This window comes from Ancylobacter defluvii, assembly GCF_018390605.1.
In the GTDB taxonomy this organism is placed as follows: Bacteria; Pseudomonadota; Alphaproteobacteria; order Rhizobiales; family Xanthobacteraceae; genus Ancylobacter; species Ancylobacter defluvii.
In genome coordinates this window covers 193,629-220,184 of record NZ_JAHBGD010000002.1, presented here as the reverse complement: position 1 = coordinate 220,184, position 26,556 = coordinate 193,629, and the positions used below count along the sequence as shown (strand labels likewise).

24 protein-coding genes are annotated in these 26,556 nt (G+C 68.3%); 13 read left to right on the top strand and 11 right to left on the bottom strand.

The window, feature by feature from the left end; all coding sequences use genetic code 11:
- Position 1: 1 nt before the first annotated feature.
- Together KHC24_RS00990 and KHC24_RS00985 are read left to right on the top strand one after the other, a co-directional pair.
- Positions 2–868: a glycosyltransferase family 2 protein gene (locus KHC24_RS00990; RefSeq protein ID WP_213358577.1), complete on the top strand. Its 867-nt coding sequence runs from the start codon at positions 2–4 to the stop codon at positions 866–868.
- Between the two features lie 40 nt (positions 869–908).
- The gene (locus KHC24_RS00985; protein ID WP_213358576.1) at positions 909–1,787 is read left to right on the top strand and encodes a hypothetical protein; all 879 of its coding nucleotides are present in this window, start codon (positions 909–911) and stop codon (positions 1,785–1,787) included.
- A gap of 63 nt (positions 1,788–1,850) precedes the next feature.
- Here the strand turns inward: KHC24_RS00985 and KHC24_RS00980 are convergent, their stop codons facing one another.
- Positions 1,851–4,871 carry a glycosyltransferase gene (locus KHC24_RS00980; protein ID WP_213358575.1) on the bottom strand — a complete coding sequence of 1,007 codons (3,021 nt, stop codon included), beginning with the start codon at positions 4,869–4,871 and terminating at the stop codon, positions 1,851–1,853.
- 308 nt (positions 4,872–5,179) lie between these two features.
- On the opposite strand from KHC24_RS00980, the gene KHC24_RS00975 reads away from it, so the two are divergent.
- Together KHC24_RS00975 and KHC24_RS00970 are read left to right on the top strand one after the other, a co-directional pair.
- Positions 5,180–6,202 (top strand): LLM class flavin-dependent oxidoreductase, encoded by a 1,023-nt coding sequence (locus KHC24_RS00975; protein WP_213358574.1) that lies wholly within the window; start codon positions 5,180–5,182, stop codon positions 6,200–6,202.
- A 309-nt stretch (positions 6,203–6,511) separates the two neighbouring features.
- A complete protein-coding gene (locus KHC24_RS00970; RefSeq protein WP_213358573.1) occupies positions 6,512–8,191 on the top strand; it encodes a B12-binding domain-containing radical SAM protein in 1,680 nt (559 codons plus the stop codon).
- A gap of 30 nt (positions 8,192–8,221) precedes the next feature.
- Here KHC24_RS00970 and KHC24_RS00965 read toward each other — a convergent pair whose 3' ends face one another.
- Complete coding sequence (locus KHC24_RS00965) at positions 8,222–9,217, bottom strand: LacI family DNA-binding transcriptional regulator (RefSeq protein WP_213358572.1); 996 nt, start codon at positions 9,215–9,217, stop codon at positions 8,222–8,224.
- Positions 9,218–9,369: 152 nt separating this feature from the next.
- Between KHC24_RS00965 and KHC24_RS00960 the strand changes: the two genes are divergently transcribed.
- Genes KHC24_RS00960 through KHC24_RS00940 form a run of 5 tightly spaced genes read left to right on the top strand, consistent with a single transcriptional unit; the run spans position 9,370 to position 15,075 of the window.
- The gene (locus KHC24_RS00960) at positions 9,370–10,428 is read left to right on the top strand and encodes a sugar phosphate isomerase/epimerase family protein (RefSeq protein ID WP_213358571.1); all 1,059 of its coding nucleotides are present in this window, start codon (positions 9,370–9,372) and stop codon (positions 10,426–10,428) included.
- Positions 10,425–11,585 carry a Gfo/Idh/MocA family protein gene (locus KHC24_RS00955; RefSeq protein ID WP_246545962.1) on the top strand — a complete coding sequence of 387 codons (1,161 nt, stop codon included), beginning with the start codon at positions 10,425–10,427 and terminating at the stop codon, positions 11,583–11,585. Before KHC24_RS00960 ends, KHC24_RS00955 begins: the two co-directional genes overlap by 4 nt.
- Positions 11,582–13,099, top strand: coding sequence for a sugar ABC transporter ATP-binding protein (locus KHC24_RS00950; RefSeq protein ID WP_213358570.1), 1,518 nt, complete (start codon positions 11,582–11,584; stop codon positions 13,097–13,099). The genes KHC24_RS00955 and KHC24_RS00950 overlap by 4 nt, the downstream gene beginning before the upstream one ends.
- Positions 13,092–14,087, top strand: coding sequence for an ABC transporter permease (locus KHC24_RS00945; RefSeq protein WP_213358569.1), 996 nt, complete (start codon positions 13,092–13,094; stop codon positions 14,085–14,087). Before KHC24_RS00950 ends, KHC24_RS00945 begins: the two co-directional genes overlap by 8 nt.
- A 28-nt stretch (positions 14,088–14,115) precedes the next feature.
- Positions 14,116–15,075 carry an ABC transporter substrate-binding protein gene (locus tag KHC24_RS00940; RefSeq protein WP_213358568.1) on the top strand — a complete coding sequence of 320 codons (960 nt, stop codon included), beginning with the start codon at positions 14,116–14,118 and terminating at the stop codon, positions 15,073–15,075.
- Positions 15,076–15,119: 44 nt separating this feature from the next.
- Here KHC24_RS00940 and KHC24_RS00935 read toward each other — a convergent pair whose 3' ends face one another.
- A complete protein-coding gene (locus KHC24_RS00935) occupies positions 15,120–15,827 on the bottom strand; it encodes an LrgB family protein (protein ID WP_213358567.1) in 708 nt (235 codons plus the stop codon).
- A complete protein-coding gene (locus KHC24_RS00930; RefSeq protein WP_373878577.1) occupies positions 15,805–16,221 on the bottom strand; it encodes a CidA/LrgA family protein in 417 nt (138 codons plus the stop codon). The genes KHC24_RS00935 and KHC24_RS00930 overlap by 23 nt, the downstream gene beginning before the upstream one ends.
- A gap of 140 nt (positions 16,222–16,361) precedes the next feature.
- Between KHC24_RS00930 and KHC24_RS00925 the strand changes: the two genes are divergently transcribed.
- Positions 16,362–17,249: a LysR family transcriptional regulator gene (locus KHC24_RS00925; protein WP_213358565.1), complete on the top strand. Its 888-nt coding sequence runs from the start codon at positions 16,362–16,364 to the stop codon at positions 17,247–17,249.
- A 34-nt stretch (positions 17,250–17,283) separates the two neighbouring features.
- Here the strand turns inward: KHC24_RS00925 and KHC24_RS00920 are convergent, their stop codons facing one another.
- From KHC24_RS00920 to KHC24_RS00895, 6 genes are all read right to left on the bottom strand, one after another.
- A complete protein-coding gene (locus tag KHC24_RS00920) occupies positions 17,284–18,108 on the bottom strand; it encodes a lytic murein transglycosylase (protein WP_213358564.1) in 825 nt (274 codons plus the stop codon).
- A 254-nt stretch (positions 18,109–18,362) separates the two neighbouring features.
- The gene (locus tag KHC24_RS00915) at positions 18,363–19,619 is read right to left on the bottom strand and encodes an RNA polymerase sigma factor (RefSeq protein ID WP_213358851.1); all 1,257 of its coding nucleotides are present in this window, start codon (positions 19,617–19,619) and stop codon (positions 18,363–18,365) included.
- Positions 19,619–19,990 carry a YciI family protein gene (locus KHC24_RS00910; RefSeq protein WP_213358563.1) on the bottom strand — a complete coding sequence of 124 codons (372 nt, stop codon included), beginning with the start codon at positions 19,988–19,990 and terminating at the stop codon, positions 19,619–19,621. Before KHC24_RS00910 ends, KHC24_RS00915 begins: the two co-directional genes overlap by 1 nt.
- A 26-nt stretch (positions 19,991–20,016) precedes the next feature.
- Entirely contained in the window at positions 20,017–20,325 is a 309-nt protein-coding gene (locus tag KHC24_RS00905; protein ID WP_213358562.1) for a ubiquitin family protein, read from the bottom strand.
- A gap of 11 nt (positions 20,326–20,336) precedes the next feature.
- Positions 20,337–21,422 (bottom strand): WD40/YVTN/BNR-like repeat-containing protein, encoded by a 1,086-nt coding sequence (locus KHC24_RS00900; RefSeq protein ID WP_213358561.1) that lies wholly within the window; start codon positions 21,420–21,422, stop codon positions 20,337–20,339.
- 12 nt (positions 21,423–21,434) lie between these two features.
- The gene (locus KHC24_RS00895; RefSeq protein ID WP_213358560.1) at positions 21,435–21,848 is read right to left on the bottom strand and encodes a VOC family protein; all 414 of its coding nucleotides are present in this window, start codon (positions 21,846–21,848) and stop codon (positions 21,435–21,437) included.
- A 331-nt stretch (positions 21,849–22,179) separates the two neighbouring features.
- Between KHC24_RS00895 and KHC24_RS00890 the strand changes: the two genes are divergently transcribed.
- Genes KHC24_RS00890 through KHC24_RS00880 form a run of 3 tightly spaced genes read left to right on the top strand, consistent with a single transcriptional unit; the run spans position 22,180 to position 25,457 of the window.
- Positions 22,180–22,668, top strand: a complete 489-nt coding sequence (locus KHC24_RS00890; protein WP_213358559.1) for a winged helix-turn-helix transcriptional regulator — start codon at positions 22,180–22,182, stop codon at positions 22,666–22,668.
- A gap of 12 nt (positions 22,669–22,680) precedes the next feature.
- Positions 22,681–23,859: an HlyD family secretion protein gene (locus KHC24_RS00885; RefSeq protein ID WP_271180583.1), complete on the top strand. Its 1,179-nt coding sequence runs from the start codon at positions 22,681–22,683 to the stop codon at positions 23,857–23,859.
- Complete coding sequence (locus KHC24_RS00880; protein WP_213358558.1) at positions 23,856–25,457, top strand: DHA2 family efflux MFS transporter permease subunit; 1,602 nt, start codon at positions 23,856–23,858, stop codon at positions 25,455–25,457. The genes KHC24_RS00885 and KHC24_RS00880 overlap by 4 nt, the downstream gene beginning before the upstream one ends.
- 173 nt (positions 25,458–25,630) lie before the next feature.
- Here KHC24_RS00880 and KHC24_RS00875 read toward each other — a convergent pair whose 3' ends face one another.
- Positions 25,631–26,545, bottom strand: a complete 915-nt coding sequence (locus KHC24_RS00875) for a DUF2950 domain-containing protein (RefSeq protein WP_213358557.1) — start codon at positions 26,543–26,545, stop codon at positions 25,631–25,633.
- Positions 26,546–26,556 lie beyond the last annotated feature (11 nt).

The window sequence follows — 26,556 nt, the reverse complement described above, 5'->3', positions numbered from 1 at the left end:
CATGACCCCCGCCGTCAGCCTGGTCATCGGCAGCTACCGCATGACCCGCCAGCTCCGTCGCACGCTGCTGTCGCTGGCGCCGGCCCATCAGCGACTGGAAGGGATCGGGCCGGTCGAGGTCATCGTGGTCGACAATGGCTCCGACCCGGCGCCGACCGCGGACGATCTGGCGGTCGACGGGTTGGAGGTGAGGCTGCACCACTGGCCGAACCCCACCCACTCGCCGGTGCCGGCGATGAATTTCGGCCTGTCGCAGGCACGCGCGCCGATCATCGCCGCGATGATCGACGGCGCGCGCATGGCGACGCCGGGACTGGTGGCGGCGGGGGTGAAAGGCTGCGCGCTGCACCCGCAGGCGGTGGTGGCGACCTATAATTACCATCTCGGCCCGAAGCCGCAGCAGCACAGCATTCACGAAGGCTACGACGCGGCCGTCGAGGAGGCACTGTTGCGCGACATCGCGTGGCCGGATGACGGCTACCGGCTGTTCGATATCGGGGTGCCCGGCAATGGCGAGGGCTTCCCCGGTCCGCTCATCGAAAGCAACGCGCTGTTCATGCGCCGTGAGATGTGGGACGCCCTCGGCGGCTATGATGTCCGCTTCGCCGGCCCCGGCGGCGGCGCGGCGAACCCGGATCTGTTCCGACGCGCCTGCGAGCGGCCGGGCGCGCAGCTGATCAAGGTGGTGAACGAGGCCACCTTCCATCAGATTCACGGCGGCACCATCACCAACATGCAGAGCCGCGAGGCATTGCGCGGCCTGCTGCTGGAATATGCCCGGCTGCGCCGCCGCAAGCTGGCCCCGGTGACCGAACCCGGATGGCTGCTTGACGGCCGCACCGGACAGGTGAGCCACCCGCATGCATGAGGCAGGCCCGGCGGTCAGTCTGGTGATCGTGAGTTACCGGATGACGCGTCAGCTGCGGCGGACGCTGCTGTCGCTGGCGCCGCCCTATCAGCAATTGGAGGGGGTCGGGCCGGTCGAGGTCATTGTGGTCGATAACGGCTCCAACCCGGCGCCGACCACGGACGATCTGGCGGTCGACGGGTTGGACGTGAGGCTGCACCATTGGCCGAATCCTACCCACTCGCCGGTGCCGGCGATGAATTTCGGCCTGTCGCAGGCAGGCGCCCCGATTATCGCCGCGATGATCGACGGCGCGCGCATGGCGACGCCGGGGCTGATCGCGGCCGGGGTGAAAGGCTGCGCGCTGCACCCGCAGGCGGTGGTCGCGACCTATAATTACCATCTCGGTCCCAAGCCGCAGAACCAGAGCGTGCACGAGGGCTATGATTCCGCCGTCGAGGACGCGCTCCTGCAGCGGATCGGCTGGCCGGACCATGGCTACCGGCTGTTCGAGATCGGCGTGCCGGAGGTCGGCGAGGGCTGGCCCGGCCCTCTGCTGGAGAGCAACGCGCCGTTCATGCATCGGGCGATGTGGGACCGGGTCGGCGGCTACGATGCCGGGTTTGTCAGCATCGGCGGCGGGGCGGCGAATCCGGACGTGTTCCGGCGCGCCTGCGAACTGCCCGGGGCGCAGCTGATCAAGGTCGCCGGAGAGGGCACCTTCCACCAGATCCATGGCGGCACAGTCACCAATGCGCTCGATCAGAAGGCCTTGCGGGTCGCCGGCATCGAATATCGCCGGATCCGAGGCCGCCCGCTTGCGCTGGTGCGGCAGCGGGGCTGGCTGTTCGATCCGGGGACCGGCGCGGTGACGGCGGAGGCCGATTCCTCGCCGACGGCAACGCCCGGTGGCGTGCGCTCGTCCCGGCAGGATTCCTGAAGACAGGATCCTGAAGATAAGATCCCGGACGGCCGACATCGCCGCCGGAGTGGTGCGCTTTCGTCAGGCATTCATGCGCGCAACGAGCGCGTCGACGATGGCGTCCACGCGGGCTTCCCAGGTCAGACGCCGCGGCAGGGTGGCCGGCTTGCGGCCATTGCCCGACAGCACCTTCTCGATGGCGGTAATGAAGCCGTCGGCGTCGGGGGCGAGGGCGATACGCTTTGCGACCTCCTCGATATTGGCGACCGGCGTCGAGACGACGGGCACGCCGACCGAGAGATAGACGTAGAGCTTCAACGGGTTCATCGACTGGCTGAGCCCGTTGTCGAGATGCGGCATGATCGCCACGTCGAACATCCGCATATAGTCGAGCGCTTCCTCGTAGCGCCGGACGCCGAGGAAATGCACGTTCGGGCGGCCGCGCAGCCGCAGCACCTCGGGTTTGCCATGTGGCGAGCCGATGAGCACAATCTGCCATTCGGGCCGGCGTTGGGCGAGTTCTTCCAGCAGATCGACATCGATCCGCGCGCGCAGATTGCCGACATAGCCGAGGATCGGCCCGGTCAGGCCCGCCAGCTCGCCCGCCCGCGGCTGGTGCCGGGCCGCGAGCCGCTCGCCGGCATTCGGCACCACCAGAATATCCGGGCGGAAGGCGGCAAATCCCCGCCGCTGGGCTTCGCAATTGGCGAAGACCACGTCGACCCGCTTCAGGGTCTCGGCATAAGCGGCGGCGACATCGTCCCGCTTGGCTTCGTCTACCATCTGCCGGTGGTCATCGATGAGATCGGCGGCGGAAACCGGGAAGCCGATTTCGTCGTGCAGCCGCGGATAGTCGTCCACGATGGGCGCCACCAGGCTGATGGCGCTGCCGGCGATCCCGGCCTCGCGCAGCGTGCCCCGCAGCCAGCCGGGATAATCCTCGGCGGGCGGCAGGGTGTGCCCCAGCAGGCGCAGCGCCGAATCCTGCCCCCGATGGACGAAGACCCGCCGCAAGATGCGGGAATCGTCCTGCGTCCGCAGGAAACGCCCGATCGTGTTGACCACCGTCAGATTGGACTGGTCCTCGATCCCCTGCACCGGATTGGCCCGCGAATGGATCTGGCGCGCGCTCACCGGCGCATCGAACTGCACGATGCGGCCGATCCGATCGTGCCGCGCCAGATAGCGCAGCAGCATGTCGTGGCGGCGGCCATAGATGCCGGTGTCGTTCTGCTTCCAGAAATAGGCGATGTCGATCGGGCGTTGCCGCAGGACCGCCGGGGCGAGCATCTCGTCGCGCAGCCAGGTCGGCCGCCCCTTGGGCAAGGCGACGTCGAAGCGCCGCGACAGATCGTCGAAGAGATCGCTTGCCGCATCCGGCCAGACGCGCGGCGCCGCTTCCGCCGTCTCGACCACCTCCAGCAGGCGGGCCCGGTTCGCCGCATAGCTGTATTCCTGCAGGAAATAGTCGCGGCCCGCCCGATCCTGGCCGGAGATGCGGCCTTCGGCGACGTCGACGAGAAAGCGGCGCAGGTCGTCATCGGCATAAAGGCGTGTGACCGCCGAGGACGGCAGATCGGCAAAGGGCGGAACCTCGTTCACCGCGGCCGGCACCCCGGCGGCGAGCGCGTCGGAGAGCTTGGCGGGAATCTGGTAGCCGGAGATCGCCGAGGCGGGGTTCTGGATGAGGCAGACGGCGTCCGCCATCGACATCAGCTCCGGCAGCAGCTTCCACGGCTGCGGCGGATGGACGTCGATGCGGGCGGTGGAGTTCTGGCGCAGGCCGTCGATCCAGTTATCGCCGGGCGGCACGCCGATGATGCACAGCACCAGCCGTTCGTCGTCCGCCGCCTCGATCCCCTTGATGAGCTCGACGACCCCCTTGTGGGCGCGCGGCGTACCGAGGAAGAGCACCACCCGGTCGGTGGGGCCATAGCCATATTGACGGCGCAGTTCCTCGCGGCGGGCCCGGGCGCGCTCGAACTGCGTCTCGTCGCGGGCATGGCGGATGATCGTGCCGCCGAAGCGCTGCTGCAAGGCGATGTTCGAGACCGTCACGCCGTCGAAAAGCGGTACCAGCGTCTCGGCAACCCTAGTCCACGTCTCGCCGAACGGCACCCGGAGATCGGTTGCCTGCGGGGGAACATCCTGCCGGGCCATCGGCTCCCCGCCGCCGACGAAGGAGAGCTCGTGGTCGTCGCTGTCGAGGATCACCGGGCAGCCGAAGCTGTGCTTCGCCAAGAGGCCGAGCAGCAGGCCCGGCAGGCGCGGCTTGCAGACGATGACCACATCCGGCCGCAGTTTCGCCACCTCCGCCTTCGCCCGGGCGAGGAAATCCGCCATGTCGCCGCCGGGAAAGGTGCGAATGCGCATCGGGACGCCCCGCAACGGCTCCCAGAGCTGGGTGCCGAAGCGGGGAAACAGCGCGCCGAGCAGCTGGACGTCATAGTGCTCGGAGAGCAGGTCGGCGACGAGATAGGCGCGGCCGGCGCAGTTGTGGGCGAGATCCCAGCAAATGACGACCGCCGTCTTGCGGCCCTGCGCACCGTCACGCGCGGCGGCGCTCGCCGGAGGAGGGACCACCGTGAAGTCGATTTCCGCGAGCGCGGCGCGCCTTGCCTGCGGCTGGAGCTGCACGGCGAGGCGATATTCCTTGGCAGGGTCGAACGGCGGCAGCTGCACCGCGCGCTTCAGAACATTGCCGGTGAAGTGCTTGCCGGAGGCGATCCTGGCGATGATCCGCGTGGATTTGTTGGCGTCCACCTCGATGATGGCGACCCATTCTATCGCCCGTTCCGCCGAGGTTCCCGGAGCGAGCCGCATGATCAGGCGCGCCCGGTGTTCTCCTTCCGGCAACTGGGCGGCGTCGAGGCGAAGCGGCAGTCCGAGCCGCATCCGCGTCGCCGTCTTGGACCAGTCCAGCTTCAGTTCACCGTCTGGCGACAGGCTAAGGGTCGCCTTGTTGGGTTTCGTGTCGTCGTCGGCCGTCCAGCATTCGGCGACCCAGCCATTCGCAAGAACGTGGCGCCGCTTTCGCACGGTGACGGAGAAGGCGTCCTGCGGGAGCGGTTCGACGAGGCGAAAGGGGGAGCCAACGGACATGCCCGACAACCTTTTGATTCGGTAGGCGAATTTATCCCGCCTCCGCGCCGGATTCGAAAGGGCCGAACGATCGGAAATCGCGTGATTTTCGATCGTTTTGTCGCGCGAGCGATCCTGTGCGATGCACGCCGCTGCCTTGCGCCGCATCATGTGCGACGGTCCGTCGTGATCCAGAATGATTGCCGATTTGCCCGCTTGCTTGCGTTGCTGCCGGACCCGCATTGCAGTCGTGCGGGGTGTTTCGAGATGCGTTCGCGGGCATGAGGGCCTAGCCTGCAGCCTCCATTCACCAGCGTTGCGGATATGTCGTGAAGAAGATCGGTTTCCTGTCGTTCGGCCACTGGTCGCCCTCGGTCCACTCGCAGACCCGCTCGGCGGCCGATACGCTGCTGCAATCCATCGAGTTGGCGGTCGCCGCCGAGGAACTGGGGGCGGACGGCGCCTATTTCCGCGTGCATCACTTCGCCCGCCAGCTGGCCTCGCCGTTTCCGCTGCTGGCGGCGGTCGGCGCCCGGACCTCGCGCATCGAGATCGGTACCGCCGTCATCGACATGCGCTATGAGAACCCGATGTACATGGCCGAGGATGCCGGCGCGGCGGATCTGATCGCCGGCGGGCGGCTTCAGCTTGGCATCAGCCGGGGCTCGCCCGAGCAGGTCATCGATGGCTGGCGCTATTTCGGCTATGCGCCGCCCGAGGGCGAGAGCGACGCCGATATGGGACGCCATCATGCCGAAGCGCTGCTGGAGGTGCTGAAGGGCGAGGGCTTCGCCAAGCCCAATCCGCGGCCGATGTTTCCCAATCCGCCCGGGCTGCTGCGGCTGGAGCCGCATTCGGAGGGGCTGCGCGAGCGCATCTGGTGGGGCGCCAGCTCCAACGCCACCGCCATATGGGCGGCCAAGCGCGGCATGAATCTGCAAAGCTCGACATTGAAGGACGACGAGACCGGCGAGCCGTTCCATGTGCAGCAGGCGGCGCAGATCCGCGCCTACCGGGAGGCGTGGCAGCAGGCCGGACACACGCGCGTGCCGCGGGTTTCGGTGAGTCGCAGCATCTTCGCGCTGGTGAGCGAGCAGGACCGCATCTATTTCGGGCGCTCGGGTCAGGAGGCGGATTCGATCGGCTTCATCGACGAGAGGACGCGGGCCGTTTTCGGCCGCAGCTACGCCGCCGAGCCGGACGCGCTTATCGAGCAGCTCAGGGCGGACGAAGCCATCGCCGAGGCGGACACGCTGCTGCTCACCGTGCCGAACCAGCTCGGCGTCGCGTACAATGCCCATGTCATCGAGGCGATCCTGAAGCATGTGGCGCCGGCGCTCGGCTGGCGCTGAACGGGCGACGGCGACGCCGGAACCGCGGGCCGCCACGGCTCAGGCTGTCCGCGCCTGCCGGCGGCTCGGATCACAGGTGCGGCCGGTGGTTGTATGTCGGCACAGTAGTGGAGGTATTCGAGGCGGCGGAAGAGGGGACCGACTCTTCCACCATGGTTGCGAAACCCGGACGGGCGCTGACGTGCGGCGCCATTCTCCGGCCAGTCACTTATTTCTGCATAGAAGATGAGGGAACGTCTGCTAAGCTCATGATGAAACCTGCGATTGGGGCGGGTGGCGTAAGTCCGTGTTTCCCACCAGGGGCATCATATGCACGAACGCGACGCATCCAGTACGGCTCGATTACGTCCTCGGGTTCTGCTTGTCTTTCCGCTCTTCAATCCGAACTCCTTCTGGAACTTCAAGGAAGCGTGCGAGCTGTACGGCGCCAAGTGCGTCGCGCCACCGCTCGGCCTGACCACGCTCGCCGCGCTGCTGCCGGAGAGCTGGAACCTTCGCCTCATCGATCGCAACGCGCAGGAACTGAAGGACGAGGACATATTGTGGGCGGACCTCGTGCTGACCGGCGGCATGCTTCCGCAGCAATATGACACGCTCGCCGTCATCGACCGCTGCCACCGGCTCGGCCGGCCGGTCTGCCTCGGTGGACCCGATCCGACCTCCAATCCGGACGTCTATGGCGAGGCGGATTTTCTGGTTCTGGGCGAGGCCGAGGGCATCATCGGCCGCTTCGTCGAGGCCTGGGAAGCGGGCGAGCGAAGCGGTCGCTTCGATGCCGAGAAGTTCAAGGCCAATGTCGCGGAAAGCCCGATACCGCGTTTCGACCTGATCCGCTTCAAGGACTATCTCTATGTCGGCGTGCAGTTCTCGCGCGGCTGCCCGTTCACCTGCGAATTCTGCGACATCATTGAACTCTACGGCCGGGTTCCCCGCACCAAGACCAATGAGCAGATGCTGGCGGAACTCGATCGGCTGCTGTCGCTCGGCTATCGCGGCCATGTCGACTTTGTCGACGACAATCTGATCGGCAACAAGAAGGCGATCAAGAAGTTCCTGCCCGAGCTGATCCGCTGGCAGCTGCGGAACGGCTATCCGTTCCAGTTCTCGACGGAGGCCTCTCTCAACCTCGCTGATGATGCCGAGCTGCTCACCATGATGAGCGAGGCGAATTTCTTCGTCGTGTTCACCGGCATCGAGAGCCCCGACCAGGAGACGCTGGTCGCGATGCAGAAAAAGCAGAACACCCGGCGCAGCATCACCGAGAGCGTCGAGCGCATCTATGCGGCCGGGATCTATGTCACCGCCGGCTTCATCGTCGGCTTCGACACCGAGCGGGGCGACATGGCCGCGCCGATGATCGATTGCGTGCAGGACAGCAATATTCCCGTCGCCATGGTCGGCCTGCTGCATGCGCTGCCGAATACCCAGCTGATGCGGCGGCTGAAGCGCGAAGGCCGGCTATTCGAGGGGTATAATGTCGCGCCGGCCGAGGCGGGCGACCAGTGCACAGGCGGCCTCAACTTCACCACGCTGCGGCCGCGGGCGGAGATTTTGAAGGACTATCGGCGCGTCATCGAGGAAATCTACGCCCCGAAGGCGTTTTTCGAGCGCGCGCGCACCATGGCGCGCAAGCTGAAGCGGCGCCCATTAGGGGTGCAGCCGCCACCGCGCGTCATCATGCAGGAGCTCAAGGTGCTGCTCAGCGCCTGCCGGCGCATGACCCTCCAGCGCCCGGAGATCGCCCGCTATTTCTGGGCCACCCTCATCGATTGCTTTCGCCACAATCCCGCGGCGCTTGAGGCGGCGATGATGAACATGGTGCTGTATCTGCACCTGTATCCGTTCTCGCGCCATGTGATCGCCGAGCTCGACGCCCGCATCGCCGAGATCGAGCGGGGGACATGGCGCGCGCCCGCCACCATGCCGGCGGAAGCCGAGGCGCCGCCGGTCGGCCTCGCCTCGTTGCTGCCGCAGGCGGCCAACGCCTGACGCGTTGCCGCGCCCGGCCCGTCGAGCGTGTCACCCGCGCGGCGGCGCCGTGCTTCCCCGCAGCACCAGCTCCACCGGCAGCACCGTGTCTTCCGAGCCCTCATCGCCGCCGATGCGGTCGAGCAGGCGCTGGGCGGCATGGCGGCCGATGGCGTTGCGCGGCTGGTGGATGGTGGAGAGCGCGGGGGTCATGTGCGCCACCAGTTCGATGTCGTCGAAGCCCATGACGGAGACATCGCGCGGCACCGTCAGCCCGCTATGCTGCACCTCGCCGATGAAGCCGCACGCCATTTCGTCGCTGGCGAGAAAGACCGCGGTCGGGCGCTCGCCCGGTGGCAGCGCCAGCCATGCCGCGCCGGCGCGCTGCCCTGACGCCAGGGTGAAATCGCCGGGGAAGACGCGTGGCGGCGGCAGGCCGTGCGCCTTGAGCGCCAGCTCCGTCCCCGCCAGCCGCGCATCGGTCAGCACATTGCCGACCGGGCCGGCGACATGGGCGATCTGCCGGTGGCCGAGCGCGATGAGATGTTCCACCGCCATCTGGGCGGCCTGCCGGTTGTCGATCTTGACGCGCGGCGCGGCGAAGCCGGGAATCCATTCGCAGGCCAGCACCACCGGCACCCGGCGCGCCAGTCCCTCGGCCGGCAGCGACCCGTCGAGCACGATCAGCCCGTCGGCCCGGCTCGGCTCGGCATAGCGCAGGATCGAGGCGCCGCCCTCGGCGCGGGTATCGGCGACCAGGAGATTATAGCCGGCCGGCGCCAACACCGCCGCCATGCCGGCCAGGATCTGCGAGAAGAACGAGTTGGACAGGTTCGGCACCAGCGCCACCACGCCGCCGGTGCGCCGATGCCGCAGGTTGCGCGCCGCGTGATTGAGTCGATAGCCGGTCTGGCGGATCGCCTCCTCGACGAGCCGGCGCGTTTCGGCATTGACGATCTGCGGGTTGGAAAGCACGCGGCTGACCGTGGCGGTGGAAACGCCGGCCAGCCGTGCGACATCCACGATTTTCGGTCGCTGGTGCTGCATTGCCTCTCCATAGACGCAGCGCGGACGGCTCCGCAAGCCGAATGAAATTCCGCCGGGGCAACCCCCTTGAAATCGATTACATAACTCCGCTAGGCTGTTTGCAACCGATTACAAAAACAAGCGGTGGGCCGGAGCATCGGTCGGGAGGATATATGCGCACCATCAAGGGGCCGGGCCTGTTTCTGGCCCAGTTCATCGGCGCCGACGCGCCTTTCGACGGCTGGGATTCGATCACCCGCTGGGCGGCCGGATGCGGCTATAGCGGCGTGCAGGTTCCCACCAACGATCCCCGCATTCTCGATCTCGACCGTGCCGCCGCCTCGCGCGACTGGTGTGCGGAATGGGCGGGGCAGGGGGCGGCGAACGGGGTGACCGTCACCGAGCTTTCCACCCATCTGCAAGGCCAGCTGGTGGCGGTGCATCCGGCCTATGACGCGATGTTCGATGCTTTCGCGCCGCCGGCGGTGCACGGCAATCCGGCGGCGCGGCAGGAATGGGCGGTCGATCAGGTGAAGAAGGCGCTCACCGCTTCGAAGCATCTCGGCCTCACCGCCATGGCGAGCTTCTCCGGCGCCTTGGCCTGGCCCTATGTCTATCCCTGGCCGCAGCGGCCGGCCGGCCTGATCGAGGAAGCCTTCGACGAGCTGGCGCGCCGCTGGTGGCCGCTGCTCGACCATGCCGACGAATGCGGCGTCGATATCTGCTTCGAGATCCACCCCGGCGAGGACCTGCACGACGGCGACAGCTTCGAGATGTTCCTCGCGCGCGTCGGCAACCATCCGCGTGCGAAGATGCTCTACGACCCGTCGCATTATGTGCTGCAACAGCTCGATTATCTCGATCATCTCGACATCTATGCCGAGCGGATCGGCATGTTCCACGTCAAGGATGCCGAGTTCAATCCGACCGGCCGCAAGGGCGTCTATGGCGGCTACCAGCCCTGGCTGGGGCGCGCCGGCCGCTTCCGCAGCCCCGGCGACGGGCAGGTCGATTTCGGCGCCATCTTCTCGAAATTCGCGGCGATGGATTTCGACGGCTGGGCGGTGGTCGAGTGGGAGTGCTGTCTGAAGCACCCCGAAGACGGCGCCCGCGAGGGGGCCGCGTTCGTCAGGAACCACATCATCCGCGTCACCGAGCGCGCCTTCGACGATTTCGCCGCCGCGGGTACCGACCGTGCCGCCAATCGTCGCCTGCTGGGGCTGGACCGATGATCGCCGCCGCGCCGTCGTCGACCCACCTTCCGATCCGGCTCGGCATGGTGGGCGGCGGCTCGGGCGCCTTCATCGGCGCGGTGCACCGCATCGCCGCGCGGCTGGACGACGAGTTCCGCCTCGTCGCCGGGGCCTTGTCCTCGACGCCGGAAAAGGCGCGGGCTTCGGCCGAGGCCCTCGGCCTTGCCCGTTCCTATGACGATTTCGCTGCCATGGCGCGCGGCGAGGCGCGGCGCAAGGACGGCATCGAGGCGGTCGCCATCGTCACGCCGAACCATATGCACGCCGGCCCGGCCATCGAGTTCCTGAAGCGCGGCATCCATGTCATCTGCGACAAGCCGCTGACCGCGACCATGGCCGAGGCGAAGAAGCTGGCCAAGGCGGCCGAGCAGTCGAAGGCGCTGTTCATCCTCACCCATAATTACACCGGCTACCCGATGGTGCGGCAGGCCCGTGCCATGGTTGAGGCTGGAGAGCTCGGCCGCCTCCGCCTGGTGCAGGTGGAATATGTGCAGGAGTGGCTCACCGAGGCGGCGGAGAGATTCGGCTCCAAGCAGGCGGAATGGCGCACCGATCCGGCGCGCTCCGGCGCCGGCGGTGCCACCGGCGACATCGGCACCCATGCCTACAACCTCGCCTGCTTCGTCTCCGGCCTGACGCCGGAGGCCTTGGCCGCCGACCTCTCCAGCTTCGTGCCGGGCCGGGCGCTCGACGACAACGCCCATGTGCTGCTGCGCTTTCCCGCCGGCGCCAGGGGCATGCTGTGGGCGAGCCAGGTGGCGCCGGGCAATGAGAACGGCCTGCGCCTGCGCATCTATGGCGACAAAGGCGGCATCGAATGGGCGCAGGAGGACCCGAACCGGCTGTGGTTCACCCCCTTCGGCGAGCCCAAGCGGCTGATCACCCGCAACGGCGCCGGCGCCGGGCCGGAGGCGGCGCGGGTCTCGCGTATCCCGCCCGGCCATCCGGAGGGCTATCTCGAAGCCTTCGCCAATATCTATGCCGAGGCGGCGCGGGCGATCCGCGCGCACCGGAGCGGCGAGGCGCCACCGGCCGGCACGCTGTATCCGACGCTGGCGGATGGCTTGGCCGGCATGCGCTTCGTCGCCGCCTGCGTGCAGTCCTCCAAGCGCAACGCCGCCTGGGTGGCGCTATGAGCACCGAGGCGGCGCCGGTGCTGGAGCTTCGTGACGTCCGCAAGAGCTTCGGGCCGATCGAGATCCTGCATGGCATCGACTTCGCGCTGCGAGCCGGCGAGGTGCATGCGCTGATCGGCGAGAACGGCGCCGGCAAGTCGACGATCATGAAGATCCTCGGCGGTTTCATCGCGCCGACTTCCGGCGAGGTGCGGCTCGACGGCCGCCCGGCCCCCTATGCCAGCGGCGCCGAGGCGGAGGCGGCGGGGGTGGTGGTGATCCACCAGGAGTTCAACCTCGCGCCCGATCTCACGGTGAGCGAGAACATCTGGCTCGGCCGCGAGCTCGGGCGGGTGTTCCTCGATCACCGGGCGATGCGGGCCGGCACCCAGGCCCTGCTCGACCAGCTCGACAGCCATGTCCGCCCGGAGGCGCGCATCCGCGACCTGCCGGTGTCGGACCGCCAGATGGTGGAGATCGCCAAGGCGCTGGCGCGCAAGGCGCGGGTGCTGATCATGGACGAGCCCTCGGCGGTGCTGACCAATCGCGAGGTCGAGGTGCTGTTCCGCCAGATCGACCGGCTGCGGGCGCAGGGCGTCGCCCTGCTCTACACTTCGCACCGGCTGGAGGAAGTGACCCGCCTTGCCGACCGCGTCACCGTGCTGCGCGATGGTGCGGTGGTGCGCCGGGCGCTGCGCGGCGAGCTCACCGAGGACGGCATGGCCACCGCCATGGTCGGCCGCGACCTGCAGGACATCTATCCCGCCAAGCGCCATCATGCCGGCGAACTGGCGCTGGAGGTGCGCGGCTTCAGCGTGCCGCCGCTGGTGGAGGATGTGTCCTTCACGCTGAAGCGCGGCGAGGTGCTGGGCATTTCCGGGCTGGTCGGCTCCGGCCGCACCGAGCTGGCGGAAGGGCTGGTCGGGCTGCGGCCCGCCAGCGGCGAGATGCGTCGCGGCGGGGTGCCGGTGCGCATCCACACCGTGCGGGAGGCCGCCGCCCACGGCATGGCCTACCTGACCGAGGACCGCAAGGAGCGTGGCCTGCTGCTCGACAAGACGCTGCGGGAGAACCTCACCCTGTCCACCTTGCCGCGCTTCGGCGCGCCCTTCCTCTCCACGGAGCGGGAGGAGGCGGCGCTGACCCGGGCCATCGCCGATTTCGACATAAGGGCGCCGCGCCGCGACATGCGGGTGGGCAACCTCTCCGGCGGCAACCAGCAGAAGCTGCTGCTCGCCAAGACGCTGCTCTCCGATCCCGAGATCGTCATCATCGACGAGCCGACGCGCGGCATCGACGTCGGCACCAAGAGCCAGATCTACGCCTTCATCGACGCGCTCGCCGCCAGGGGCAAAAGCGTCATCGTCATTTCCTCCGACATGCCGGAGATCCTCGGCTTGTCCGACCGCGTGCTGGTGATGCGCCATGGCCGTCTCGCCGGCGAGCTGGCGGGCGAGCGCATCTCCGAGACCGCCATCGTCCGGCTGGTCATGGGCACGGCCGAGGAGGCTGCCAAGGAGCCGACCCATGTCTGATGCCGCCCTTCGCCCCGCGACCGGCTTCCGGCTGCCCGGCCTCTCGGCGCTGGGACCGCTGCTGGCGCTGATCCTGCTGATCGTCCTCGGCGCCTTCCTGAACGACAATTTCCTGTCGCAGGGCAACGTCACCAATGTGCTCGCCCGCTCCGCCTTCATCGGCATGATCGCGGTGGGCATGACCTTCGTCATCACCTCCGGCGGGCTCGATCTCTCGGTCGGCTCGATGGCCGCCTTCATCGCCGGGGTGATGATCCTCGCCATGAACGCGCTGCTGCCGGCGATGGGCGTCGGCGTGCCGCTGATCCTCCTGGGGATGGCGATCGCGCTGGCGGTCGGCCTGCTCGCCGGGCTGACCAACGGCCTGCTGGTCACCCGCGCCGGCATCGAGCCGTTCATCGTCACGCTCGGCACCATGGGCATATTCCGCTCGCTGGTAACCTGGCTTGCCGATGGCGGCACCATCAGCCTCGACTTCGCGGTGCGCCAGCTCTACCGGCCGGTATATTATTCCGGGCTGTTCGGCGTCGCCTGGCCGATCCTGGCGTTCGCTCTCGTCGCCATCGCCGGGCAGGTGGCGATGCGCCACACCCGCTTCGGCCGCTATTGCGAGGCCATCGGCTCCAACGACAAGGTGGCGCTCTATTCGGCTGTCAATGTCGACCGCATCCGGCTGCTCACCTATGTGCTGCTCGGGCTGCTGGTCGGCCTCGCCACCATCATGTACGTGCCGCGCCTCGGCTCGGCCTCCGGCTCCACCGGCATGCTGTGGGAGCTGGAAGCCATCGCCGCCGTCATCATCGGCGGCACCGCGCTCAAGGGCGGCTATGGCCGTGTCTGGGGCACGGTGGTCGGCGTGCTGATCCTCAGCCTCATCGACAACATCCTGAATCTGGCCGACCTGGTCTCGCCCTATCTCAACGGGGCGATCCAGGGGGTGATCATCGTGCTCGCTGTGGTGCTGCAGCGTGGGAAATCAGCCGCCTGAGAGCGGCGATAATGGGAGGAAACACAAGATGGAACGCAGGACATTTCTCGCCGGAACCGCTACAGCCGCGCTCGCCGCCGGCTTCGCCGCGCCCGCCTCGGCGCAGGCGAAGAAAGCGGTGATCGGCGTCTCGATCCCCTCGGCGACGCATGGCTTCATGGGCGGGCTGAACTGGCACGCGCAGGAAACCATCAAGCGGCTGAAGGCCACCTATCCCAACCTCGATTTCGTGCTCGCCACCGCCGGTGCGGTCGGCAAGCAGGTCAACGACATCGAGGACATGATCGCGACGCGCAATATCGACGCGCTGGTGGTGCTGCCCTTCGAATCCGAGCCGCTGACCAGCCCGGTCAAGGCGGTGAAGGAGGCCGGCAAATGGGTGACGGTGGTCGATCGCGGCCTCGCCCAGGCCGGCATCGAGGACCTCTACGTCGCCGGTGACAACACCGCCTTCGGCCGCGTGGCGGGCGAGTATTTCAAGGCCAACCTGAAATCCGGTGCCAAGATCGTGGTGCTGCGCGGCATCCCGACCACGCTCGACAATGAGCGGGTGGATGCCTTCAAGAAGGCGATCGACGGCTCGGGCATCGAGATCCTCGATGCGCAGCACGGCAACTGGAACCGCGACAAGGCCTTCTCGGTGATGCAGGACTATTTGTCCAAGCACAAGAAGATCGACGCGGTATGGGCGGCCGACGACGACATGGCCATTGGCGTGCTGGAGGCGATCTCCCAGGCCGGCCGCCAGAAGGAGATGTGGGTGGTCGGCGGCGCCGGCATGAAGGAGATCGTCAAGCGGATCATGGACAAGGACCCACAGCTGCCGGTCGACGTCACCTATCCGCCGGCGCTGATCTCGACCGCGCTGGAGATCACCGCGCTGCGCTTCGTCTCCGATACGCCGGTCTATGGCCGCTTCATCATCGGCTCGACGCTGATCACCCCGGAGAACGCCGCGCAGTTCTACTTCCCCAACAGCCCGTTCTGACGCGGACGGCGGCGGCGCCGGGGCCTCGTCCCGGCGTTGGGGGCCTATCGCAGCAGATGGGCGACGAGCGGGGCGGCCAGCACGTTGAGCAGGCCGACCAGCACCATCACCAGCCCGGCTACGGCGCCCTCGGTTTCGCCGATCTGGTGCGCCCGCGCGGTGCCGGCGCCATGGGCGCCAAGGCCGAACAAGGCGCCACGGGCGAGCGCGGTGGCGATCGGCATCCGCGCCAGGATGATGTCGCCGATCGCCGCGCCGGCGATGCCGGTGACCACGACGAAGACGGCGGTGAGATCGGGAATGCCGCCAATGCCGCCGGACACTTCCATCGCGAATGGCGTGCTGATGGAGCGCGGCAGCAGGCTGAGCCGCAGCGCCCCGTCGAGCCCCACCAGCGTCGCCAGCCCCCAGCTGGTCAGCACCGAGGTGCCGCTGCCGACGATCATGCCGGTCAGCAGCACCGGCCAGTGCCGGCGGATGAGGTCGCGCTGTTGGTAGATCGGGATCGCGAAGGCGACGGTGGCCGGGCCGAGCAGCAGGACCAGCCAGCGCGTGCCGCCAATATAGTCGCGATAGCTGGCGTGCAGCGCCAGCACCACGAGGGCGATCAGCGCCGGCGTCACCGCCAGCGGCGACAGCCACCAGTGCGGCCAGCGGCGATAAAGCCGCTTGGCGCCCCAGTAGAAGCCGATGGTGACGACCGACCAGAGCAGGATACGGCCGGCCGGTTCAGCGAGGAGCGGATGCACCATGTGCGGCCCTCCAGCGATAGCAGCGGTCGACGGTGAAGGCCGTCGCGATCATCACGCTGACTGTGCTGAGCAGGATGACGAACAGGATCTTCAGCCCGGTCAGCCCCAGCAATTCGTGATGGTCGAGCACGGCGAGCACCGCCGGCACGAAAAACAGCAGCATGTCCGCCAGCAGCCACTGCGCCCCGCGCCGCATGCTCTGGGTCTTGAGGCGCCGGCTGGCGAGCAGTGCCAGCACGATCACCAATCCGACGATGCCGCCGGGCAGCGGCAGGCCGAACAGCCGCACCAGCGCTTCGCCGGCCAGCCAGTAGCCGATCACCAGCCCGACCTGCAGCGGTGCGCTGTGGCGCACGGTGCGGATGACGTGGGCGGTAATGGTGCGGGCGGTAATGGTGCGGGCGGCGACGGTGGCGGTGCGGGCGATGACGGCTCGGGGCGACATGACATACCTCTCGCCCGTCTATGTAGGGTGCGCCACACTATGATGAAAATGAATTGACTGACTGATATCTATTCCTTCAAAGAATAGTCATGGATTTCCGCACGCTGCGCGCCTTTGTCGAAGTCGTCAGGCAGGGAGGCTTCTCCCAGGCTGCCAAGACGGTATTCGCCACCCAGTCCACCGTGAGCAAGGCGGTGAAGCAGCTGGAGGACGAGATCGGTGCGCCGCTGCTCGACCGGATCGGTCATCGCAGCCTGCTGACGCCGGTGGGCGAGGTGGTCTATCGCCGCGGCGTCAAGCTGCTGGCGGACCGCGACGATCTCCTCGCCGAGCTCGACGAGATGCGGGGCCTGAAGCGCGGCGTGCTGAAGCTGGGCCTGCCGCCGGTCGGCAGCGCGACGCTGTTCGCGCCGCTCTTCGCCGTCTATCGCCGCCGCTATCCGGGCATCGAGGTGCGGCTCACCGAGCATGGCAGCGATCAGCTGGAGGAGAGCCTGCGGGCCGGCGAGATCGATTTCGCCGGCATATTGCTGCCCGCCGCGCCGGAATTCGAGTGGCAGGAAGTCGGCAGCGAGCCGCTGGTGGCGCTGCTGCCGGCAGCACATCCGCTGGGTACGCGCCGCAGCCTGACCATGGGCGATCTCAGGGAAACGCCGCTGATCCTGTTCGACAGCGGCTTCACGTTGAACCGCATCATCCTTCATGCCGCTCGCCGGGCCGGGTTCGAGCCCGACGTGGTGGCGCGCAGCAGCCAGATCGACTTCATGGTGCAACTGGTCGCGGCGGGGCTCGGCGTCGCCTTCCTGCCGCGCCTGATCGCCGAACAGCGCTCCAGCCCGGCGGTGCGGCAGGTGCCGCTCGACGAGCCGGGCACGGATTGGGTGATGGCGATGGTCTGGCGCCGTGGTGCGTTTCTCTCCGAGGCGGCGAAGGCCTGGCTCGCTCTGGTGCGCGAGGTGCACGGCCGCGCCTCCTGAGCGGAGGCCGGCCGGCGCCGCGTGCACGGCCGGTTCAGTTGGCCAGCTTGGTGGCGAAGTAGGCGATGGCCTTCTGGTAGACGCCGGCCCTGTTCCAGCCAGCGAGCGCCCCGGCATTGGCACCGTTCTCCCACGATTTGCCGCTCCAGCCATAGCCGCGCAGATAGTTCGCGGTGGAGGCCAGCACGTCGGCGGGGCTGCGGATCAGGTCGGCACGGCCGTTGCCGTCGAAATCCACCGCGAAGCGCACATAGGAAGTGGGCATGAACTGGGTCTGGCCGAGTTCGCCGGCCCAGGCCCCGCGCATCTCGCCGATGGAGAGATCGCCACGCTGGGCGATGCGCAGCGCGTCGAGCAACTGGCCGGTGAAGAATTCCGAGCGCCGGCAGTCATAGGCCAGCGTCGCCAGCGACTGGAACACCGGCTTCTTGCCCTGGTTGGCGCCGTAGTCGGTCTCCATGCCCCAGATCGCCACGAGGATCGGGGCGGGAACGCCGTACCGGCTTTCGATGCGGGCGAGGAGATCGGCATGCTGCTTCAGCTTGGCCTTGCCCTGCGAGATCCGCCCCCCGCTCACCCTCTTGGCGATGAACTCCTCGAAACTGACCGAGAAATGCCGCTGGTTGCGGTCGAGCCGGATGACGCTGGTGTCATACTGCACGCCGTCGAGTGCCGCGAGCCCGCGGGCCGAGATGCCCTGCGCCGCGGCGGCCTTGCGGAAGTCGCTCAACCAGGCCGCGAAGCCGGCGCCGTCATTGCCGCAGGAGGCGGCCAGAGCCGGCGCCGCCAGCGCCGAGAGCAGCGTGAAAACAAGAGAACCGCGGGTCAGTGCGGCCTGCCAGTCGAAGCGCGGGAACATGCAGCCACCCCATTGGTTTGCCGAACCTATCTAGGCAGGGCCGGCGCATGCACGCAAGACGGGTAGGCGGTCCGTCGGCACGCAATTGCGCGACAAGGTGAACGCCGACAGGCGCGCGATTGCCGATGCCGCCCAAGTCGGGGAGGGGACAGATGCTGGTTTCCCTGCGCGGCAGGGTGGCGGGCGGCGGCGCCGGCGCGGATATGGGGTGACATCTGTCGGGGCACGGCATTCTCCGCCCTGCGCCGGCGGGCTTAGCCCTTGTCCATCCCGTCCAGATGGATGCGGATATGGTCGGCCTCGGCCGCCGTGCTGGCGAGGCCGATGGCGGTCATGAAGCCCTCGCGCGCCTCCCTCGCCCGGCCGAGCTGCATCAGCAGCGCGCCGCGCAGGCCGTGATAGTGGAAATAGCCCGAGAGCGTGTCGCCGAGCGGTTCCACCATGGCCAGCGCCGCCTGCGGCCCGCGCAGCTTCGCCACCGCCACCGCGCGGTTGAGCGTCACCACCGGCGAGGGCTGCATGATTTCCAGCATGCCGTAGAGCAGGTCGATCTGCGCCCAGTCGGTATCCTCGGGCGTCGGCGCGCGTGCATGCAGCGCCGCGATCGCCGCCTGCACCTGATAGGGGCCGGGCTGGCGGTGGCGCACCGCCTTGTCGAGCAAAGCGAGCCCTTCGGCGATCATCGCCGCGTTCCACAGCTGGCGGTCCTGATGGTCGAGCAGGATCACCGCGCCATCCGCGCCGAAGCGGGCGCCGGCGCGGGCGTGCTGGAGCAGCATGAGCGCGGCCAGCCCCATGATCTCCGGCTCGGCCGGAAACAGGCGCAGCAGCAGGCGGGCGAGGCGGATAGCCTCCTCGCACAGCGGCTCGCGCGCGCCGGAAGTGTCGCCGGCGGCGGAATAGCCCTCGTTGAAGACCAGATAGATCATCGCGGCGACGGCGCCGAGCCGTTCGGCCCGCTCCACCGCGCCCGGCGCCTCGAACGGCACGCCGGTGCCGTTCGCCTGGGCCTTGCCGATGCGCGCCTTGGCACGGGTGATGCGCTGCTCCATCGCCGCCTCGGTGACCAGGAAGGCGCGGGCGATCTGCCGTACCGACAGCCCGGAGACGATGCGCAGCGCCAGCGCGATCTGCTGCGTCGCCGGCAGGTCGGGATGGCAGCAGATGAACAGCAGCCGCAGCACGTCGTCGCGGTAATGCGAGCCGTCGATGCGCTCGGCGATCTCGGCCTCGGCGTCATCGGTGTCGGAGAGCGCGTCTTCCGGCGGCAGGTCGGTCTGCCTGGCGCGCCGCCGCACCGAATCGAGCGCGACGTTGCGGCCGACGAGGATCAGCCAGGCGGCCGCGTCGCGCGGCGGCCCGTTCTGCGGCCAGCTCCGCAGCGCCCGCAGGCAGGCTTCCTGGAACGCCTCCTCGGCGAGATCGAGGTCGCGGAAATAGCGCAGCAGCGCGGCGAGCGCCTGCGGGCGCGCGGCGGCAAGCGTGGTGCCGATCCAGCGCGCCTCGTCCATCACGGCCGCGCGCCGCCATCATGGAAGATGCCGACCGGGCGGATCTCGTAGGAACCGCCGGGATTTGCGGCGCCGAGCTCGCGGGCGATGCCGAGCGCTTCCTCGAGGTCGGCGCAGTCGAGGAGATAGAAGCCGAGCAACTGCTCCTTGGTCTCGGCGAACGGACCGTCCAGCACCAGCGGGGGGTCCTGGTCCTTGCGCAGCGTGGTGGCGGCAGTTGTCGGCAGCAGCCGCGCCACCGGACCGAGCTTGCCTTCCCTGGCGAGCCGTTCCTGCACCACGGCGAGCTTGCGCATCACCGCGTCGTCCTCCTCCTTGGTCCAGGCGCAGACGACGTCTTCCTGATGGTAGCAAAGCAGGGCGTAGAACATGTGTGGCCTTTCGATTTCCTAGGAGGTCAGCCGCCGCTGATCGCGGTGAGCACGAAGACGTCCGCGCCCGGGGCAAGCGGCGTCGACAGGCGGGCGCGGCGCCCGTCGACGAACACGTTGATATGCCGCCTTATCGCCGGCGTCTCGTCGCAGATGCGTTCGCGCATGCCGGGCCAGCGCGCATCGAGCCCGTCCACCATCTCCGCGACGCTGCCGGCGACCAGCGGCACCAGCCGCGGCGCGCCGGGGAACAGCACCACGAGATGCGGCGGCAGGCGCACCAGCACCGGCGCCGTCTGATCCGCCGGCGGATCCCGCAGCGCGTCCTCGCTCATGGCAACGCTCCCTAGCGCTCGATCACCAGCGTCTCGACCGAGGTGATGGTCGGCAGATGCGGGGCGACGCAGTCCCAGCTTTCGCCCTCGTCGATGCTGGCATAGAGCCCGCCGGCATTGGTGCCGAAATACACCCCGGCCGGCTCCATCGTGTCGGTCGCCATCGCCTGGCGCAAGACGTTGAAATAGGCGCCGCCCTGCGGCAGGCCGGCGCGCATGGCCTGCCAGCTTCGCCCGGCATCGCGGGTGCGCCACACCGCGGTGTTGCCCTCCGGCATGAAGCGGCCCTTGATGTCGCCGTTCAGCGGGATGAGGTAGAGGCTGTCCGGGTCGCGTGGATGCGCGGCGGCGGGGAAGCCGAAGGAGGAGGGCAGGCCGGTCTCGATGCTCTCCCACGCGCGCCCGCCATCGTCCGAGCGGTACATGCCGCAATGGTTCTGCTGGTAGAGCCGCTCGCCGCCGCCCGGCGCCATGACGAGGCAATGCACGCACTGGCCGAATTCGGGATAGTTCTGCCCCTCGGGCATGAAGTCGGCGCGGGTGCCGCGGTTGCGGGTCTCCCAGCTGGCGCCGCCATCCTGCGTGGCGAACACGCCGGCGGCGGAGATGCCGATCCAGATCCTGCCGTCGTCGGTGGGGTCGAGCACCAGCGAATGCAGGATCAGCCCGGCGCCGCCGGGGTTCCACTCCGGTCGCGTCGGATGTTTTTGCAGCCCGTCGAGGTGAGCCCAGCTCTCGCCGCCATCGAGGCTGCGGAACAGCCCGGCCGGTTCGACGCCGGCATAGAGGCTGCCATCGCCGCCGGCGGCGAGGCTCCACACCGCCTTCACCGGCGCCTGCCCCGCCTCATAGGCAAGGCCCTGGCTCGAATGCGTCCAGCTGGCGCCGAAGTCGGTGGACTTCCACACCGCTGGGCCGAACCACTCATTGCCGCCGCCGGCATAGATGATGCCGCTCGCCGGGTCGGCGACGACATGGTTGGTCGGCCAGGTCTCGCAGAACGGGCCGCGCACCTCCCATGAGCGGCGCGCGGCGTCGCTCTCGAGGATGAACGCGCCCTTGCGGGTGCCGACCAGAATGAAGACCTGCTTCGCCATGGCACCCTCCCGCTACTCGTTGGTGACGATCATCCACGACACGCCGAAACGGTCGGTCAGCGTGCCGAAGGCCGGCGAGAAGAAGGTCTTGGCCAGCGGCATGGTCACCTCGCCGCCTTCGGAAAGGGCGGTGAACTTCGCCTGCGCCTCCTCGGGAGACGCGACCGAAAGCGCCAGCGAGATGCCGCTGAAGCCGGCCTCGTCGGACTGGCAGCCATCGGACGCCATCAGCTCGGCGTCGCCGACCCTGAAGCTCGAATGCATGATCTTGTCGCCCCAGCCCTCCGGGACCATGCCGGGCGGCGGCGGCTCCGGCGCGTCGCTGAACCGCATCAGTGCGGTAACCTGCGCACCGACAGCGGTCTTGTAGAACGCGATGGCCTCTTCGGTGAGGCCGTTGAACATCAGATAAGCCTGTACGTTCATGATTTTCGCTCCCTGGACGATCCCCTTGCATCGGCGCCGCGGCCAAGCGAGCCGGCACCGATGATGCGAGGACGAACCGGCACAGGCTATTCCGACATCACGGCAGGAATTTTTCTGCGCGCGGCTCGCCGTTCATGACCTTAGGGAAGTCGGCGCCGTCGGGAAATCTCCATCGGCGCTCGAATAGCGCGGCCGGCTGCATGTGCCGGGTGAAGCTTGCCGGAGCCCCGATCGCCATCCCGGCATGCGCACGGATCACATTGGCGAGGTCGACGTGTCCCGTGGCATCCAGTAACTTGCATTATGAAAGTTACTGGATTACAAGCGCGCCATGGAACGTACGAGCTTCGGCCACATGCAGTGCCCCATCGCCCGCAGCCTTGAGCATGTGGGGGAGTGGTGGAGCATCCTCATCCTGCGCGACGCCTTCTATGGCCTGTCCCGCTTCGATGAATTCCAGGCGAGCCTGGGCGTCGCCACCAACACGCTGTCGCGGCGTCTTGCCGCGCTGGTGGAGGCCGGGTTGCTGGAGAAGCGGCGCTATATGGAGCGGCCGCCCCGCTACGAATATGTGCTGACCGATCGGGGGCGGGATTTCCGTCCGGTGCTGCTCAGCCTGCTCGCCTGGGGCAATCGGCAGTTCGCGACGGAAGGCCGAAGCGTCGAGCTGATCGACCGCGAAAGCGGCGAGGCGGTCGAGCCGGTCCTCTGCGACCGGGCGACCGGGCGGCCGATCGCGGAGATGCGGGTTCGCGCCGTCGCCGGTCCGGCCGCCGACGAGCGGATGCGCCGCCGCCTCTCCGACCCTCCGGTCCTCTAGGGAGCACCCGTCGTGAGCGAGGTTGCCGAACGAAATAGCGGATTGACCGAAATCGACCGTCCCGGCTCGCTGCCCGCGACCAGGCGCCGCTTCAATCTCAAGCGGCTGCTCATGGGCGTGGCCCTGGGAGCGCTGGTCTTGGCAGGCGCCACCTATGGGCGCCATTGGTGGACCATGGCACGGTTCCTGGAGAGCACCGACGACGCCTATGTCGGCGGCGAAGTGACCGTCATCGCCCCGAAGGTGCCGGGCTTCATCGATCAGGTGGCGGTGGGCGACAATCAGGCGGTGCATGCCGGCGACCTGCTGGTGCGCATCGACGACCGCGACTATCGCGCCGCCCTGGCCCGCGCCGAGGCGAGCGTCGCCGCGCAGCAGGCCGCCATCGGCAATCTCGATGCGACGCGGGCGCTGCAGCAGGCGCTGGTGATGCAGGCCGAGGCGGAGCTCGTCTCGGCGCAGGCGGAGACCGCCCGCACCCGCGCGGACTTTGACCGCTATCACCAGCTGTCCTCGGCGCAATATGCCTCGCAGCAGCGCTTCGAGCAGGCCGATGCCGATCTGAAGAAGGCCAAGGCCGGCGAGCAGCGCGCCGAAGCCGCCCTCGAGGCGGCGCGGCGGCAGATCGAGGTGATCGACAGCCAGAAGCGGCAGGCCGAGGCGGCGCTGGATCAGGCAAGGGCGGACCGCGACATCGCCCGGCTCAATGTCGGCTTCACGCAGTTGCGCGCACCCATTGACGGGGTGGTGGGGAACCGCAGCGCCCGCGTCGGCGCCTATGCCGATGCCGGTGCGGCGCTGCTGTCGGTGGTGCCGGCCCGCGGCCTGTGGGTGGACGCCAATTTCAAGGAGAGCCAGCTGGCCGGACTGCATCCGGGTCAGGAGGCGCTCATCACCGCCGACGTGCTGCCCGGCGAGGTCTTCCGCGGACGGGTGGAGAGCCTCGCGCCGGCCACCGGCGCCCAGTTCAGCGTGCTGCCGCCGGAAAACGCGACCGGCAACTTCACCAAGATCGTGCAGCGCGTCCCGGTCCGCATCCTGCTGGACGGCGATGCCGCGCATCTGGCGGTGCTGCGGCCCGGCCTCTCGGTCACGGCGGAAGTCGACCGGCGTGGCGGAGCGGCGGGCAAGGCGCAAGTGGGCGAGGCACAGGCCGGCACGGCGGCCGTGGTGGCGGCCGAACACCCATGAGCACGGCGAGCGTCGTGGCGGGAGCGGCGGCCCGCCCCGGCGGAAACCAGCTTTCCGACGGCGCCAAGGTGTTCGCCTTCGCGGTGATGTGTGTCGGCTTCTTTATCGCCCTGCTCGACATCCAGATCGTCTCCGCCTCGCTGCGCGATATTGGCGGCGGGCTGTCGGCAAGCCAGGACGAGGTCGCCTGGGTGCAGACCAGCTATCTGATCGCCGAGATCATCGTCATCCCGCTGTCGGGCTTCCTGGCGCGGGTGATGTCGACGCGCTGGCTATTCTGCGCCTCGGCCGCGGGTTTCACCTTCACCAGCCTGCTGTGCGGCTGGGCGTGGAACATCGAGAGCATGATCGCCTTCCGGGCGCTGCAGGGCTTCCTCGGCGGCTCGATGATCCCGACCGTCTTCACCACCGCCTTCGCCTTCTTTCCCGGCAAGAAAGTCGTGGTGGCCGCGGCGACCATCGGCGCATTGTCGTCGCTGGCGCCGACGCTCGGCCCCACCGTCGGCGGATGGATCACCGACAACTATTCCTGGCACTGGCTGTTCTTCGTCAATCTGGTTCCCGGCGTATTCGTCGCCGTGGTGGTGCCGCTGATGGTGCGGATCGACACGGCGGAGCCGGCGCTGCTCAGGACCGCCGACTATCCCGGCATCGTGTTGATGGTGCTGTTCCTCGGATGCCTGCAGTACACGCTGGAGGAGGGGCCGCGCTGGAACTGGATGGAGGACGCCACCCTGCGCGCCACCGCGCTGATCGCGGTGGTCGCCGGCATCGGCTTCGTCTGGCGCACCCTGACTTCTGCGCACCCGATCGTCGACCTGACGGCGCTGAAGAGCCGGAACTTCGCGCTGGGCTGCTTCTTCTCTTTCGTCACCGGCGTCGGCATCTTCTCCACCATCTATCTGACGCCGGTCTTCCTCGGCCGGGTGCGCGGCTTCAGCGCATTGGAGATCGGCCTTGCCGTGTTCTCCACCGGCATCTTCCAGGTGCTGTCGATCCCGGTCTACACCTTCTGCGCCCGGCGCTTCGATCTGCGCTGGCTGATGATGCTCGGCTTGGCGCTGTTCGGGCTCAGCATGTGGAGCTTCACCCCGATCACCCATGATTGGGGCTGGCGCGAGCTCCTGTTCCCGCAGGCGCTGCGCGGCTTCGCCCAGCAATTCGCCGTCGCACCCACGGTGACGCTGACGCTCGGCGGGCTGGCGCCGAACAAGCTCAAGCTGGCCTCCGGCCTGTTCAATCTCATGCGCAATCTTGGTGGCGCCATCGGCATCGCCGCCTGCGGTACCATCCTCAACGATCGCACCAACCTGCATTTCCTGCGCATCGCCGAGCGTCTGACACCGGCGAACGACGCCTTGGCGGCCTTCCTCGACAAGGTGGGGCGCCATCACGCCCTTGTTCTCGGCGGCGATGCGACGCGCGGGCAGGAGGCGGCATTGAAGCAGCTATGGTCGCTCGCCTATCGTGAGGCGCTGGTGATGACCTTTTCGGATGCCTTCGCGGTCATCTTCGTCTGCTTCGTGCTGGCCACCGCCATGGTGCCGCTCATGCGCAAGGTGGCGCCGCCCAAAGGGCCGTCCCGCGACGCGCATTGATCGACCGCGCCGCCGCATGAGCGTCGATGCCGGCATCGATGCCGGTGCCGGTATCCGGTCGGCGCGCTGCCTCCCGCTCATATCCCTGCGAGACATGCGAAACCGGCAGGGCGGGCAGGGCGCTCCGTTCCGCATCGCTCCGCCTCACGGCTGGTCGGGAAACGAAGGAGACGCTAGTCGCCGACGCGGGTCCACTCCTTGCCGGGATCGAACACGTCGATCTTCGCCGCCACGCTTGCGGTCTGCCGGCCGAGATTCCGCTCATAGACCTGACCGCGCTGGTCGCACAGGAAGGTCATGATGCCGGTCTCCTGCCAGCGCTCGGGATAGGCCAGCATGGCGAAGCCGGCCAGCAGCCGGCCATTGACCATATAGCTGTAGGCGCCGCCGGGTGCCTCCCGCCCCTGCCGGGTCAGGATGCGGTAGATGTAGCCATTATAGGCGCGCGGCTTGCCGGTCTCGGCGACACGCTCCAGGGCCGCCGCGGCGATGCGGTCGCCGAGCGGGCTGCGGTCGTCGGGCGTCTCGGGCGCCCAGTACAGCCCGTCATGCCGGCCCGGCGTGCTGATGAAGCGGCGGGCATATTGCTGCACCGGCTGGTCGTCGTGCAGCGAGGCGAAATACTCCTTCTGCGCGGCGACATAGTCGGCGCAGGCGCCGATGGCGGTGATCTCGTTGCGGCCGATCTCGCGGTCGAGGACCTCCTGCCGCCCGGCGGCGAGATCGAAGGACCACGCCCCGCCGGTCTGCTTGAGCGGGATCGGGAAACGCCAGCCCACCGTGCCGAAGGCCAGGACCTTCTCGCCATCGGGGCCGTCGACGACGCTGACGCCCTTGGTGGCGAGGTCGAGGAACGCGTCGAGACGCTGGCGGTCGGCTTTCTCGTCGCCGGAGACCAGCAGGTCGCTCGCGCCGGATCCGAAGATATTGTCGAGTTGCTCGTGTCCGGATTGGCGTGCGGTCTCCACCAGCGCCGCCGCCGCGGCTTCCGGCGTGGGAAAGCTCTGCTGCGCCGCGAGTGGCTGTGTCAGGGCGAGCACGGCGCCGAAGAGGGAGCCTGCGAGCAGCGACGTCCGATAATGTCTCATGGCACCCTCCC

Excerpts from the sequence above, each read along its gene's own strand:
- KHC24_RS00990 (WP_213358577.1), top strand. The coding sequence starts at position 2 with ATGACCCCCGCCGTCAGCCTGGTCATCGGCAGCTACCGCATGACCCGC.
- KHC24_RS00985 (WP_213358576.1), top strand. The coding sequence starts at position 909 with ATGACGCGTCAGCTGCGGCGGACGCTGCTGTCGCTGGCGCCGCCCTAT.
- KHC24_RS00980 (WP_213358575.1), bottom strand. The coding sequence starts at position 4,871 with ATGTCCGTTGGCTCCCCCTTTCGCCTCGTCGAACCGCTCCCGCAGGAC.
- KHC24_RS00970 (WP_213358573.1), top strand. The coding sequence starts at position 6,512 with ATGCACGAACGCGACGCATCCAGTACGGCTCGATTACGTCCTCGGGTT.
- KHC24_RS00965 (WP_213358572.1), bottom strand. The coding sequence starts at position 9,217 with ATGCAGCACCAGCGACCGAAAATCGTGGATGTCGCACGGCTGGCCGGC.
- KHC24_RS00960 (WP_213358571.1), top strand. The coding sequence starts at position 9,370 with ATGCGCACCATCAAGGGGCCGGGCCTGTTTCTGGCCCAGTTCATCGGC.
- KHC24_RS00955 (WP_246545962.1), top strand. The coding sequence starts at position 10,425 with ATGATCGCCGCCGCGCCGTCGTCGACCCACCTTCCGATCCGGCTCGGC.
- KHC24_RS00950 (WP_213358570.1), top strand. The coding sequence starts at position 11,582 with ATGAGCACCGAGGCGGCGCCGGTGCTGGAGCTTCGTGACGTCCGCAAG.
- KHC24_RS00945 (WP_213358569.1), top strand. The coding sequence starts at position 13,092 with ATGTCTGATGCCGCCCTTCGCCCCGCGACCGGCTTCCGGCTGCCCGGC.
- KHC24_RS00940 (WP_213358568.1), top strand. The coding sequence starts at position 14,116 with ATGGAACGCAGGACATTTCTCGCCGGAACCGCTACAGCCGCGCTCGCC.
- KHC24_RS00935 (WP_213358567.1), bottom strand. The coding sequence starts at position 15,827 with ATGGTGCATCCGCTCCTCGCTGAACCGGCCGGCCGTATCCTGCTCTGG.
- KHC24_RS00925 (WP_213358565.1), top strand. The coding sequence starts at position 16,362 with ATGGATTTCCGCACGCTGCGCGCCTTTGTCGAAGTCGTCAGGCAGGGA.
- KHC24_RS00920 (WP_213358564.1), bottom strand. The coding sequence starts at position 18,108 with ATGTTCCCGCGCTTCGACTGGCAGGCCGCACTGACCCGCGGTTCTCTT.
- KHC24_RS00915 (WP_213358851.1), bottom strand. The coding sequence starts at position 19,619 with ATGGACGAGGCGCGCTGGATCGGCACCACGCTTGCCGCCGCGCGCCCG.
- KHC24_RS00910 (WP_213358563.1), bottom strand. The coding sequence starts at position 19,990 with ATGTTCTACGCCCTGCTTTGCTACCATCAGGAAGACGTCGTCTGCGCC.
- KHC24_RS00905 (WP_213358562.1), bottom strand. The coding sequence starts at position 20,325 with ATGAGCGAGGACGCGCTGCGGGATCCGCCGGCGGATCAGACGGCGCCG.
- KHC24_RS00900 (WP_213358561.1), bottom strand. The coding sequence starts at position 21,422 with ATGGCGAAGCAGGTCTTCATTCTGGTCGGCACCCGCAAGGGCGCGTTC.
- KHC24_RS00895 (WP_213358560.1), bottom strand. The coding sequence starts at position 21,848 with ATGAACGTACAGGCTTATCTGATGTTCAACGGCCTCACCGAAGAGGCC.
- KHC24_RS00890 (WP_213358559.1), top strand. The coding sequence starts at position 22,180 with ATGGAACGTACGAGCTTCGGCCACATGCAGTGCCCCATCGCCCGCAGC.
- KHC24_RS00880 (WP_213358558.1), top strand. The coding sequence starts at position 23,856 with ATGAGCACGGCGAGCGTCGTGGCGGGAGCGGCGGCCCGCCCCGGCGGA.
- KHC24_RS00875 (WP_213358557.1), bottom strand. The coding sequence starts at position 26,545 with ATGAGACATTATCGGACGTCGCTGCTCGCAGGCTCCCTCTTCGGCGCC.